This window comes from Allobosea sp. RIT-PG3_2, assembly GCF_057321085.1.
On record NZ_JBXWCA010000005.1, the window covers coordinates 17,052 to 30,372 of the forward strand.

The following is a 13,321-nucleotide window of genomic DNA, read 5'->3' on the forward strand; positions in this document are numbered from 1 at the left end:
CATGGCCGATATCAGCCTCGAATCCGTCACGGGCAAGCTCAACCGCGTCGGCTACGACAGCTTCCTTCAGGCTCTCAGGCAGGCCAAGGGAGCGGGCAACCGCAATGTCGAGCTGGCGCATTGGCTCGTCCAGATCCTGCAGGGCAGCGCGAACGACCTCACCCTGACGGCGGACCACTACAAGCTCGATCGCGCCCGGCTGCTGATGGATCTGGGCGGTGTCGTCGAGGGCTTCCGCAAGAATGAGACGGAGATGCCGGGCATCGCCAACCACATCGTCGATATCCTCGACCGTGGCTGGCACTATGCGACCCTGTTCTTCGGCGAGACGCAGATCAGGACAGGCCATCTTCTGGTGGCGGCGTTGAAGTCGAACGATCTGCGCCGGGCGCTCTCCGGCCTCTCCAAGGAGTTCGCCAAGATCCCGGTCGAGGAACTGGCGGCGGGCTACGGCAAGATCTGGGAAAGCTCGGGAGAGGAGAATCTCCGGCCGATGGATGGTTCCGGCCTGCGCGCCGCCGGGACGCCCGGTGCCGAGGCTGCCGACGGACCGAAGGGCACCACGGCGCTCGACCGCTTCTCGCAGGACCTCACCGTCAAGGCTCGCTCCGGCACGATGGACCCGATCCTCGGCCGCGACGACGAGATCCGGCAGGTCATCGACGTGCTGATGCGCCGGCGCCAGAACAACCCGATCCTCACCGGCGAGGCCGGCGTCGGCAAGACGGCGATCGCCGAGGGCTTCGCCCAGCGCGTCGCCTCGGGCGACGTGCCGCCGCCACTGAGGGGCGTGAAGGTCTGTGCGCTCGATATCGGGCTGATGCAGGCCGGCGCCTCGATGAAGGGCGAGTTCGAGCAGCGTCTACGCTCGGTGATCGACGAGGTGCAGTCCTCGCCGACCCCCGTGATCCTGTTCATCGACGAGGCACATACGCTGATCGGCGCCGGCGGGCAGGCCGGCACGGGCGATGCCGCGAACCTGCTGAAGCCCGCTTTGGCGCGCGGCACGCTCAGGACGATCGCCGCGACGACATGGTCGGAATACCGGCAGTATTTCGAGAAAGACCCGGCGCTGACCCGGCGCTTCCAGCCGGTGCAGGTCGACGAGCCGGACGTGCTGCGCTGCTGCACCATGCTGCGCGGGCTGATCGGGCCGATGGAGAAGCACCACAAGGTGCGGATATCGGACGCGGCGATCGTCGCGGCGGTGACGCTTTCCTCGCGCTACATCCCGGCACGCCAGCTTCCCGACAAGGCCGTGAGCCTGCTCGACACCGCCTGCGCCCGCGTCGCCATCAGCCAGACCGCGACGCCGGCTGCGATCGAGGATGCGCGCGTTGCGATCTCGGCGCTTGAGAACGAGAGGGCGGCGCTGGTCGCCGACAAGGATCTCGGCGACGCCACTGACGAGCGGCTCGGCAAGATCGACGAGGAAAGCGCCGCGCTGAAGACCAAGCTCGAAGCCCTGGAGGCCGACTGGGCCTCGGAGCTGGCGCTGGTCGAGGAGATCACCCTGCTGCGCGGCAAGCTCGGGGACACCAGCGACAAGGGGGATGGTCGCGTGACCCCGCCGGCCGGTAGCGAGGCCGCTGCCGCCAATGACGACCCGCAGTCCGGGCCGGCGCCGGCTGAAACGCCAGTCGATCCCGAGGCGACGCGCGCCAGCCTGAAGGAGAAGTTCAGCTCGCTCGGCGCGATCGATCCGGCCAACCGGATGATCTATGCCCATGTCGACGAGCAGTCGGTCGCCTCCGTCGTGTCGGACTGGACCGGCATCCCGGTCGGGCGGATGGTCAAGGACGAGATCGAGACGGTGCTCAACCTCGCCGAGACGCTGAACCGGCGCGTCGTCGGCCAGGGCCATGGCATCGGCATGATCGCCAAGCGGATCGAGACGAACCGCGCCAAGCTCGACAACCCCAACAAGCCGATCGGCGTCTTCATGCTCTGCGGCCCTTCGGGCGTGGGCAAGACCGAAACGGCGCTGGCCCTGGCCGAAGCGCTCTATGGCGGCGAGCAGAACGTCATCACCATCAATATGAGCGAGTTCCAGGAGGCGCATACCGTCTCGACGCTGAAAGGCGCGCCTCCCGGCTATGTCGGCTATGGCGAGGGCGGGCGGCTGACCGAGGCGGTGCGGCGCAAGCCCTATTCGGTGGTGCTGCTCGACGAGGTCGAGAAGGCGCATCCCGACGTGCACGAGCTGTTCTTCCAGGTCTTCGACAAGGGCCAGATGGAGGACGGCACCGGCAGGCGCATCGACTTCAAGAACACGCTGATCATCCTGACCTCGAATGTCGGCACCGACGAGATCATGAGCCAGGCCGGGAATGGCGCGGCCAAGCCCGACCCCGAGGAACTGGCGGTCTCGCTCAGGCCGGCGCTGCTCAAGGTCTTTCCGCCGGCGCTGATCGGGCGCCTCGTCACCATCCCCTATTATCCGCTCTCGCCGGAGATGCTGGGCGGCGTCGTCCGGCTCCAGCTCGGGCGCATCGGCAAGCGGCTGGCGGAAAATCACAAGGCCAGCTTCGGTTACGACGACGCGGTGGTCGAGCACATCGTCGCGCAGTGCAACGACCCGGATTCGGGCGGGCGCATGATCGACAACATCATCACCAACTCGATGCTGCCGGCGCTCTCACGGGCGATCCTCAATCTGCAGCTCGAGAAGAAGCCGCTGACCGAGGCGAAGGTCTCCGTCGAGAACGGCAGCTTCGCCTATCAGGTGGCTTGAGCAAGGCGAGCTAGCACCCGGTTTCAACTCCACCGAGGAGATTTGCCATGGCTGTTCCGGATTCCGGCAACCCGACGGACATCGCCAACGCCTCGCCTTCGCCGGGCGCCTGGGTCGACCGCTACTGGAACGTGCCGGCCGGTGACACGACGGTCTCGATCAACAAGTACATGATCGGGATTCACAATGCCGATGCGGGCGCGACCAAGCGTGGCCTCGTGGTGCAGGAAGCGACCAGGAAAAAGCTCTACGTCGACAAGAAGGCCTTCAATCGCGCCAGCATGGGCAAGGTCAGCCCCGATGATTGCGAGCATATCCTGAACCTTGCGCTGGAAACCGGAAAGGCGACGGAGGACACGATCCAGGCCTGGGCCGATCAGAGCCTCGGCGTCGACTGCACGGGCTTCGTCGTCGCCTACTACAGCGAGCTGGAGCGGATCAGCCTCGACAAATATTCGGGTGGCGCGAGCTGCCCGTTCCTCGTCGGCGCGGCCAAGAAGGGCAAGCCGCCCGGCCTAGCCAGCGCGCTGATCTGGGATTTCGACGAGGTGCGGACCGGCGACATGGTGGTCTGGATGACCGACCAGCTTCTGGAGACGCGCAAGCCCGGCCATATCGCGCTGGTATCCTACAACAACGTGGTTCCGGACGCGCTGCTGATCGCGCATTCCAACGGCGCCAATGACGGCTCCGGCCATTTCGGTCCGAAGCATGGCCGGCTCGGCTGGGATGAGGTCAAGACCGGGGCCAACGGCAAGTACATCCAGGTCGACAGCACCGGCAAGGTCATCATCGTGCGCCCGCCGGCCTGGATTCCGTGAGCGTCTGGAACCAGCCGATTTAGGACGAAACCACGCCGTCATTCCGGGGCTTCGCGCCAGCGAAGAGCCCGGAACCCAGAACCGATGCGGTTTCCGAGAGGACTGTTTGGGCCGGCTCGGCAAATCTTCGACGGCATCGGTTCTGGGTTCCGGGTTCGCCGCTGCGCAGCGCCCCGGAATGACGGCGTGGTTCCACCAAAAACCCAGCAGGCTCAAGTCGTGGGTTCCGGGTTCTTCGATGCGCGAAGTCCCGGAATGACAATGGTCGCTCTGTCCGGGCACGGCCCTGCAGATGTCCGGACCGCCTTAGACCGTCCTTGTTGCGGCTTCCTGCATGAAATCGTCGAGTGCCTCGGCTTCGTCGGCGGAGAGCCGCAGGCCGAGCTTGCTGCGCCGCCAGAGCACGTCCTGGGCACGGCGCGCCCATTCCGCCTTCATCAGGTAGCGGACCTCGCGCTCGTAGAGATCGGCGCCGAAATGGCGGCCGAGATCGGCCAGGCTCTCGGCGCCGTCGAGGATATCGCGCGCGCGGGTGCCGTAGGCGCGGGCGAGGCGCGTCGCCGTCCTGCGCTCCAGCCAGGGATGCGCGGCCGCGATCTCGCCGGCTAGCTCCTCGAAGGTGCCGACCGCGAAATCGCCGCCGGGCAGGGCGCCCGTCATCGTCCATTCGGCGCGGGCCGCCCAGGGCGCATGCGGCGCCAGCTTGGCGATGGCGGCCTCCGCAAGCCGGCGATAGGTCGTGATCTTGCCGCCGAAGACGGAGAGCAGAGGCGCCTCGCCCTGCCGAGCGTCTAGCGTCAGCACGTAGTCGCGGGTCGCTTCCTGTGCCTTCGAGGCACCGTCGTCATAGAGCGGACGCACGCCGGAATAGGTCCAGACCACGGCTTCGGGCTTCACCGGCTGGCGGAAATACTCGCTCGCGGCGGCGCATAGATAGGCGATCTCCTCGGGCGTCGCGGCGACTTCTGCCGGGTCGCCCTTGTAGTCGCGGTCGGTGGTGCCGATCAGGGTGAAATCCTGCTCGTAGGGGATCGCGAAGATGATGCGCCCGTCCGCGTTCTGGAAGATGTAGCAGCGGTCGTGCTCGTAGAGCCGGGGCACGACGATATGGCTGCCCTGGACCATGCGGACGCCGGCCCTGGCGTTGCTGTGGACGACGCCGTTCAGCACGTCGCCGACCCAGGGGCCGGCGGCATTGACGAGCGCCTTCGCCCAGATCGTCTGCCTGCCGTCCGCGCCTTCCGTCTCGATCTGCCAGAGGCCATCCTCGCGCCTTGCCGAGGCCACCTTCGTGCGCGTGTGAACCGCCGTGCCGCGCACGGCGGCGTCCATCGCGTTGAGCACGACGAGGCGGGCATCCTCGACCCAGCAATCGGAGTATTCGAAGGCCTTGGCCTTGTCGTCCTTCAGCGGCTGGCCTGCGGGGTCGTGCGCGAGGTCGAGCGTGCGCGTCGCCGGCAGGAGCTTCCGGCCGCCGATATGGTCGTAGAGGAAGAGGCCGAGCCGCAGCAGCCAGGCCGGGCGCAGGCCCTTGTGATGCGGCAGCACGAAGCGCAGCGGGCGGATGATGTGCGGCGCGATGGCCCAGAGCCGCTCGCGCTCCATCAGCGCCTCGCGCACCAGCCGGAACTCATAATGTTCGAGATAGCGCAGGCCGCCATGGATCAGCTTGGTCGAGCGCGACGAGGTGGCGCTGGCGAGATCGTCCTTCTCGAACAGCACGACCGACGCGCCGCGCCCGGCCGCATCGCGGGCGATGCCGCAGCCATTGATGCCACCGCCGATGACGGCGAGGTCGTATGCCGTGGCGGGGTTCGTGCCGAAGCCGGCGGTGGGCGAAGTCGTTTCGGAAGCCATGCTCGTCTTCTGGAAGGCCTGGGCACTCGGTTCAGCAATGGCGCCATCCAAGCCCGGCCAAGCCGGCGCCACAAGTCCGCTCCTGTCGCGAAATCATGGGCGATGTCAATTCGGATCGCTTGACGCGAGGCCCACGAGGCCGGAACTGGGGCCGGGGAAGGGCGCAGTGCTGCGGCTGGGATGATCGAGACAGAGCGAGATCGCGACGGGAACAGGCTGGCGGCGCGGGTCGAGGCGGCTCTCCGCTCGGTGCTGGAGCACGCCGGTGCCGCCGTGCTGGCCGTGCTGTTCCTCGTCGTGATGGCGGCGGTGCTGCGGCGCTATGTGTTCGGCGGCGGCTTCGTCTGGTCCGACGAACTCGCGATCTGGCTGCATCTGGTGCTGATCGCCATCGGCGCACCGCTCGCGGTGACCGGTACGCTGGCGATGCGGCTCGATGCGCTCGTTCGGTTGCTGCCTGCGCCGCTTCGCAGGCTCGCCGACATCTTCGCCGATGCGATCGCGTTTCACGGCGCTATAGTGCTGGCCGTGGGAGGGGCGAGCGTCGCGATGCTCGTCGGCGGGCAGTCAACCGTGCTCGGCCTGCCGGAAGCGCTGCGCTTCGCCGTCTTCGCCTGTGGCGGCGGGCTGACGGTGCTGGCGCTGTTTCTGCGCGCCGGACTCGTCCGGGGCTGGGCGGGGGCTGCTGCGTCGCTGGCGCTAGGCCTCGGCTTCTACGGTCTCGCGCAGCTCTCCTTCGATTTCTTCCCGACCCCGAGCCTCGTCGCGGCACTGGTTGCGGGGGCCGGGCTGCTGCTCGGCGCGCCCTTGCCCTTCGCCCTGCTGGCCGGCGTCTCCCTGACGGGTCCCTTCGGCGGATTGCTGCCGGAGCCGGCGATCGTGCAGACCACCGTGGGTGGCGTGGGCAAGTTCCTGCTGCTGGCCATCCCCTTCTTCCTGCTGGCCGGCGAACTCCTGACCGAGGGCGGCCTGGCCGAGCGGCTGATCCGCTTCGCCGCGACACTGGTCGGCCATTGGCGCGCGGGGTTGGCGCAGACGGCGCTGGTCGCCAGCGTGTTGTTCTCCGGTGCGTCCGGCTCCTCCGTGGCAAATGCCGCCTTCGGCGCCAAGGTGATGGCGCCGACGCTGGTGGCACGGGGGTATCCGCCCGCCAATGCGGCGGCGATCGTCGCCGGCGTCTCGATGCTCGACAACATCATCCCGCCTTCGATCGCCTTCCTGATCCTGGCCAGCGCGACCAATCTCTCGGTCGGCTCGCTGCTGGTCGGCGGCTTCGTCGCGGGCGGCGTGCTGGCACTGGCGCTCGCCATCGGCATCCATCTCAGCGTCCGCGGCGTCGTCGATGCGGCGCCGAAGGCCAGCGCGGCCGAGCGGGGCAGGGCGCTGATCGGGGCCATTCCCGCGATCGGGCTCGGCATCGTCGTCGTGGTCGGCATTCGCTTCGGCGTGGTGACCGTGACGGAAGCCTCAGCGCTGGCCGTCGCCTATGCCGCCATCGCGTGCCTGGCGTTGCGGAGCCTGAACGCGCGTAGCGTGCTGGCGGCGCTGTGCAAATCCGCGGCCGAGGCCGCCGCGATCGGGCTGTTGATCGGCGCCTCGGCGCCTTTCGCCTTCCTGCTCGCGGTGGATCGCATCTCCGAGCAGATGGCGGGGCTCGTCACCGCCTTCGGTGCCGGGCCCTATGCCGTGATGCTGCTCGCCAATCTCGTGCTGCTGATCGCCGGCCTCTTTCTCGACATCGGCGCCGCGATCCTGCTGCTGGCGCCGCTGCTGCTGCCCGTGGCCGTGGCGGCGGGCCTCGATCCCATCCAGTTCGGCGTCGTGCTCGTGGTCAACCTGATGATCCATGGGCTGACGCCGCCGCTCGGCATCCTCGTCTATGTCGTCAGCGGCATCATGCGGGTGCCGGCAGGCGCGGTCTTCCGGGCCGTGCTGCCGCTGCTGGGTGTCCTGCTGGCAGCTCTCATGGTCCTCTCGCTGGGCATGGCTGCGTGGCCGACGCTTGCGCCGGCGCTCAAGGCGCTGTTCTGATGAGGCCCGTTTGCCCGGCGCCCGCGCGCCGCCCTGTGCAGTCCCGCCGCCGAGCTCTCCCGGATCTGATGCCGATATGATCTACACTGACATCGCGACGCGGACGTATAATCACGGCTGGCGGCTCGACCCTATCATCCGCAGCCTGCTCGATACCGATTTCTACAAGCTGCTGATGCTGCAGATGATCCGGGCTTTCCATCCGGAGGTCCGCGTCACCTTCTCGCTGATCAACCGCTCGCGGCATATCCGCCTCGCCGACATCGTCGACGAGGGCGAGTTGCGCGCGCAGCTCGACCATGCGCGCTCGCTGCGCTTCACCAAGAAGGAGCTGATCTGGCTGACCGGCAACAGCTTCTACGGCAAGACGCAGATGTTCTCGCCGGACTTCATGGCCTGGCTCGCCGAATTCCAGCTGCCCGAATACGATCTGCGCAAGGTCGACGGCCAGTACGAGCTGCATTTTGAAGGTCCCTGGACCCACAGCACCATGTGGGAGGTGCCGGCTCTCGCCATCATCAACGAGCTCAGGGCGCGCCGGGTCATGCTCGGCCAGAGGCGCTTCTCGCTCGACGTGCTCTATGCGCGCGCCAAGGCGAAGATGTGGAACAAGGTGGAGCGGCTGCAGAAGCTGCCGAATCTCAGACTCTCCGATTTCGGCACGCGCCGGCGCCACGGCCATCTCTGGCAGCGCTGGTGCGTCCTGGCGCTGAAGGAGGGGCTGGGCAAGGCCTTCACCGGCACCTCGAACGTGCTGCTCGCGATGGACACCGATCTCGAGGCGATCGGCACCAACGCCCATGAGCTGCCGATGGTGCTGGCGGCGCTGGCCGATACCGACGAGGAGCTGCTGCGCGCACCTTATCGCGTGCTCGACGAATGGCGGCAGGTCTATGGCGGCAACCTGCTGATCGCGTTGCCGGACGCCTTCGGGACGCAGAGCTTCCTGCGCCATGCGCCGGACTGGGTGGCGGACTGGACCGGCTTCCGGCCGGACAGCGCGCCGCCGATCCCGGCAGGCGAGACAATCATGGAATGGTGGCGCCAGCATGGGCGCGATCCGCGCGAGAAGCTGCTGGTCTTTTCCGACGGGCTCGATGTCGATGCGATCGAGCGCGTCTACCATCATTTCGACGGCAAGGTGCGCATGGCGTTCGGCTGGGGCACCGACCTTACCAACGACCTCGTCGGCTGCTCGCCGGACGGCTCGCGTGCGCTCGATCCGATGTCGCTGGTCTGCAAGGTCACGAAAGCGAATGGCCGGCGGGCCGTGAAGCTCTCCGACAATCCCGAGAAGGTCTCGGGCGAACCGGAGATGGTGCAGCGCTATCGGCGGGTGTTCGGGGTTTGATGACGCAACGTCAGAAAAATATGTTGCCATTATGTTCCTCATGCGCGATGCTGCTCGCGGGTTGGGGGACTCGATATGTTGCGCTTTCTGGTTGTGCTGTTCGCGGCTGTCGCCGTCATTGCCGCTACGACGGCTTCGATTGCCGGTACAATAGGACGTGAGCGGCTGAACGAAGCTCGGCCTCTCAGCGAGACCGAGATGGCGGGGCTGCTGACGACCATGATCAAGGGGCGCCCGGGCGTGAGCGCCCTGCGCGTCGAAGCTGGCGATGTGGTTTTCAGGGCAGGCGGCCGCGATATAAGGATGGGGCTGGCCCCGCTCGGCGCGCAGTTCAACGCCTTGCCGGACGCAAAGAGCCGGCAGGGTGCCTACGACAAGCTCACGCAGCGCATCACTGAGGCTGTCGCCGGCCAGTTATCGGTCAAGACCGAAGCGGAGCGCGCACGGTTCATCGGGGCTCTGATCCCTGTCATGAAGAACCGATCCTATGTCGAGCAGTTCGCCGCCATGGCTCGCAAAAAGGGCGATCCCAACGCGCGGTTGCTATATGTTCCGCTGGAGGGCGACATCATCGTCGCAGCGGGACTGGATCTTCCGAAAATCACGCGCTTTGTCTCCGTTGGAGAAGGTGGTCTCTACGGGATGAGCGACAAGGACGTGTTGCGCGCGGCTCTGGACAACTGGGTCCGGCGCGTCGACAAATTTGAGATCCATGATTTCGGAAAGCTGCGGAAGTTCCATTTCGGCGAGGGCGACTACAACGCCTCGATCCTGCTCCTGGAGAATCCCTGGAAGGACATTCCAGATCTGCCGCTCAATGTCGCCATCGCCATGCCGTCTCGCGACCTCCTCGCATTTGGAGACGCCGACGACGCCGAGGTGGTCGCCGCGTTGCGGGCGCTGACGAAAGCGCCCGACGGAGGCTTTCCCGTCAGCAAGCAACTCTACAAGCTGGGCCCGCAGGGACTGGTCGTGATCCCGTGACGTTCACGGAGCGGATTTTGGCGCCGTTTCGCGGTCGACCGCGGTGCAGACCCCGCCAACAACCTCGTGGGCGGTGCGTCCGGTGACACGCGCGTGCTCGCCCCGATATCGCCGATCTGCAAGGTCGCGAAGGAACGGGCGTTCTGCGGTGAAACTCCGGCGATCCCGAGAAGGTCTCTGGCGAAGCGAAGACGGTGCAGCGCTATCGGCGCGTGTTAGGGCCGGCTGATACCAACGGCTGATTGCAGCCTTAGGGCGACGCGACATAGACGCCATGCCGACTCCGAGCGGAATGCGAGGAGATTCGCGACCGGAGATGCCTATGCCGTCACTATGCCGCTTCTTCCCCGTCATTGTTCTCGTGACCGTGCTGACCGGGTGCCTGTCGGCCAACAAACACGAATTGTCCATTGAGGACGTTCAAAGCTTCAAGTTCGTATCTGTGGAGGGCGAGGCGGCTCCAACGCTCTCCGGTGAATGGCTCAACATGCGGAACGACTTCCTGAAGTCGAAAGGGCTGTTGCCGCCGGAGGGGAACGAGCCCATTCCGCCAGAACAGGCGCAGCCGCGAGCGGAGCCGTCGCCCGTCGAACTGCGCGCTTTTCTTTCCGCGCAGTTCTCACCGCGCGTGAAGCGCGTATTTGCCGAGCCGCTGGCCGAAGAACTGCGCGGCCATCGGCCTGTGCGTGTCGTTGTAAGTTTGCTTCAGGTCCAGATCGCGCCGGCAGTCAGCCGCTTCTTCAGGACGTTGGCGGCTGGGCAGGCCGGCAACAGCAACAGCATCACCGTGACCTTCACGATCGTCGATGCCAAGAGCGGTAAGGTCCTGCTGACTTCTCCGCCCATCCATCACTCTGGCACGGGTGGCGAGTTCATCGTCGATTTTGGCGGCGGGAAGCCGGGAGCTTTCGATCCCGACCCGATGACCCGCATGCTCGCATCTCTGCAACCGCAGTTTTCGAGCTGGCTTTTCAAGCGAGATCGATAGGGAGCTCAAGTCCGGATTTGTGGAGCGCCGAGGGTGGTCGGCTCTCGGCCTACCAATGCGACGACTGCTCGCGATATCGACCTTTGCCCAATCGCATCGTGGTGGATGCAGGCATGAGAGTTGTCTGATGCGAGGTGCGCCGCGAGCAACCTTGCATCCCCGCGCAAAACCCCCTAAGCGGACCCGCGTTTCAAGGCCCGAAGGGCCGCCTTCGAGGACAAGGGTGTCATGGCCAAAGAGAAATTCGCTCGTACGAAGCCGCACTGCAACATTGGCACGATTGGTCACGTCGACCATGGCAAGACGTCTTTGACGGCTGCGATCACGAAGGTTCTGGCGGAGACTGGCGGAGCGTCGTTCACGGCGTATGACCAGATCGACAAGGCGCCTGAGGAGAAGGCCCGCGGCATCACGATCTCGACGGCGCACGTCGAGTACGAGACCCCGGCCCGCCACTATGCGCATGTCGACTGCCCCGGTCACGCCGACTATGTGAAGAACATGATCACGGGCGCGGCGCAGATGGACGGCGCGATCCTGGTCGTGTCGGCGGCCGACGGCCCGATGCCGCAGACCCGCGAGCACATCCTGCTGGCGCGCCAGGTCGGCGTTCCCGCGCTGGTGGTGTTCATGAACAAGGTCGACCTGGTCGACGACGCCGAGCTGCTCGAGCTGGTCGAGATGGAAATCCGCGAGCTTCTGTCGAAGTACGACTTCCCGGGCGACGACATCCCGATCACCAAGGGCTCGGCCAAGGCCGCTCTGGACAACGTCACGCCGGAGATCGGCCATGACGCGGTGCTGGCGCTGATGAAGACGGTCGACGACTACATCCCGCAGCCTGAGCGTCCGATCGACCAGCCGTTCCTGATGCCGGTCGAGGACGTGTTCTCGATCTCGGGCCGCGGCACGGTGGTGACCGGCCGCGTCGAGCGCGGCATCGTCAAGGTCGGCGAGGAAATCGAGATCGTCGGTCTGAAGGACACGGTCAAGACGACGGTGACGGGCGTCGAGATGTTCCGCAAGCTGCTGGACCAGGGCCAGGCTGGCGACAACATCGGCGCGCTGCTGCGCGGCACGAAGCGCGAGGACGTCGAGCGCGGCCAGGTGCTGTGCAAGCCGGGCTCGGTGAAGCCGCACACGAAGTTCAAGGCCGAGGCCTACATCCTGACGAAGGAAGAGGGTGGCCGTCACACGCCGTTCTTCACCAACTACCGCCCGCAGTTCTACTTCCGCACGACGGACGTGACCGGCGTGGTGACGCTGCCCGAGGGCACGGAGATGGTGATGCCGGGCGACAACATCTCGATGGAGGTGACGCTGATCGCCCCGATCGCGATGGAAGAGAAGCTGCGCTTCGCCATCCGCGAAGGCGGACGTACCGTCGGCGCCGGCGTCGTCGCCAGCATCATCGCCTGATCGACGCGCATAGCGATTTGGGAAAGGGCGGTGGCGACACCGCCCTTTTCTTTTTGACCCGGTTCCGAGCCCATACCTGGAATGCAGGGCCAGCGTTGTCCGCGCCATCTGCGCGGAGGCGACATTCCATGCTCTAAATCGTTTTGAGAGAGCGGATCAGCCGCTCCCGTCGCGGAGGAGCCTGCCCATGCCATTCAAGCCGCCGTTTCCCGGTATCCATTCGATCGTCTTCGCCCTGTTCGACGAGAACGAACGGCTCGATCGAGCGGCGATGCGCCGGCAGGCTGAGATCAGCGTTGATCTCGACGTGCAGGGCATGGCGGCGCTGGGGCTCGCCACCGAGGTCTCGAAGCTCAGCTTCGCCGAGCGCTGCACCGTGATGGAATGGATGGCGGAGGATGTGGCGGGCAGGAAGCCGCTCGCCTTCACCATCTTCGGCTCCTCGGTGGCGGAGCAGGCCGAGCTGGTGAAGGTCGCCGAGAAGAACGGCGCCGACTGGGTGATTCTGCAGCCGCCGATGGTCGGCAGCTTCGGCGCGGCCGAGTATATCAGCTTCTTCGGTCGCATCGCCGATACGACCTCTCTGCCGGTCGCGATTCAGAATGCGCCGGCCTATATGGGGCGTGGTCTTTCGGCGGAGGATATCCGCGAACTCACACGCCGGCATCCGAACATCAGCCTGATCAAAGGCGAGGGCTCGGTCGTCGAGATCGAGCGCCTGATCGCTGTGACCGAAGGGCGGCTGCCGATCTTGAACGGGCGCGGCGGGCTCGAGCTCGTCGACAATTTCCGGGCGGGCTGCATCGGCATGATCCTGGCGCCCGATACGATCGACTACGCGCTGCGGGCCTACAATTTCTACAGGGCCGGGGACGAGGCGGGGGCGGATGCCGCCTATCGCGAGGTGCTGCCGGCGATCACCTTCATCATGCAGTCGATCGAGACGCTGCTCTGCTATGGCAAGCGCATCTTCGGCGCACGCGCCGGCATTCCGATCCATGATCGCGGTCCGGCGCTGAGGCCGACCGAGTTCGGTTTGAAGCTGGTCGAGCGCTATGCCCGGGAACTCGGCCCCTATCGCAAATGAGGATGCCGCGAGATTTCGACTTGAAATGTGCCGCGCCTTGGGGCACATG

Annotated in this window: 9 protein-coding genes; 8 read left to right on the forward strand and 1 reads right to left on the reverse strand. The window is 66.1% G+C overall.

What is annotated here, in order from left to right; translation table 11 throughout:
• Position 1 precedes the first annotated feature (1 nt).
• Together tssH and AC2FAN_RS15750 are read left to right on the forward strand one after the other, a co-directional pair.
• The gene (tssH, locus tag AC2FAN_RS15745; protein ID WP_485175281.1) at positions 2 to 2,734 is read left to right on the forward strand and encodes a type VI secretion system ATPase TssH; all 2,733 of its coding nucleotides are present in this window, start codon (positions 2 to 4) and stop codon (positions 2,732 to 2,734) included.
• Between the two features lie 47 nt (positions 2,735 to 2,781).
• Positions 2,782 to 3,555 carry a hypothetical protein gene (locus AC2FAN_RS15750; protein WP_485175283.1) on the forward strand — a complete coding sequence of 258 codons (774 nt, stop codon included), beginning with the start codon at positions 2,782 to 2,784 and terminating at the stop codon, positions 3,553 to 3,555.
• A 306-nt stretch (positions 3,556 to 3,861) separates the two neighbouring features.
• Here the strand turns inward: AC2FAN_RS15750 and glpD are convergent, their stop codons facing one another.
• Entirely contained in the window at positions 3,862 to 5,412 is a 1,551-nt protein-coding gene (glpD, locus tag AC2FAN_RS15755; RefSeq protein WP_485175285.1) for a glycerol-3-phosphate dehydrogenase, read from the reverse strand.
• A gap of 180 nt (positions 5,413 to 5,592) precedes the next feature.
• Here glpD and AC2FAN_RS15760 point away from each other — a divergent pair, with 180 nt between their 5' ends.
• The 6 genes from AC2FAN_RS15760 to AC2FAN_RS15785 all read left to right on the forward strand — a co-directional run bounded on the left by AC2FAN_RS15760 (position 5,593) and on the right by AC2FAN_RS15785 (position 13,272).
• Complete coding sequence (locus AC2FAN_RS15760) at positions 5,593 to 7,443, forward strand: TRAP transporter large permease (RefSeq protein ID WP_485175287.1); 1,851 nt, start codon at positions 5,593 to 5,595, stop codon at positions 7,441 to 7,443.
• A gap of 76 nt (positions 7,444 to 7,519) precedes the next feature.
• Entirely contained in the window at positions 7,520 to 8,794 is a 1,275-nt protein-coding gene (gene pncB / locus AC2FAN_RS15765) for a nicotinate phosphoribosyltransferase (RefSeq protein ID WP_485175289.1), read from the forward strand.
• Between the two features lie 75 nt (positions 8,795 to 8,869).
• On the forward strand, positions 8,870 to 9,778 hold the full coding sequence (locus AC2FAN_RS15770; RefSeq protein ID WP_485175291.1) for a DUF1444 domain-containing protein: 909 nt from the start codon (positions 8,870 to 8,872) through the stop codon (positions 9,776 to 9,778).
• 322 nt (positions 9,779 to 10,100) lie between these two features.
• Positions 10,101 to 10,766 carry an META domain-containing protein gene (locus tag AC2FAN_RS15775; protein ID WP_485175293.1) on the forward strand — a complete coding sequence of 222 codons (666 nt, stop codon included), beginning with the start codon at positions 10,101 to 10,103 and terminating at the stop codon, positions 10,764 to 10,766.
• A gap of 228 nt (positions 10,767 to 10,994) precedes the next feature.
• Positions 10,995 to 12,185, forward strand: coding sequence for an elongation factor Tu (tuf, locus tag AC2FAN_RS15780; RefSeq protein ID WP_265053785.1), 1,191 nt, complete (start codon positions 10,995 to 10,997; stop codon positions 12,183 to 12,185).
• Between the two features lie 187 nt (positions 12,186 to 12,372).
• Positions 12,373 to 13,272 carry a dihydrodipicolinate synthase family protein gene (locus AC2FAN_RS15785; protein WP_485175295.1) on the forward strand — a complete coding sequence of 300 codons (900 nt, stop codon included), beginning with the start codon at positions 12,373 to 12,375 and terminating at the stop codon, positions 13,270 to 13,272.
• The last annotated feature ends 49 nt before the right edge of the window (positions 13,273 to 13,321 follow it).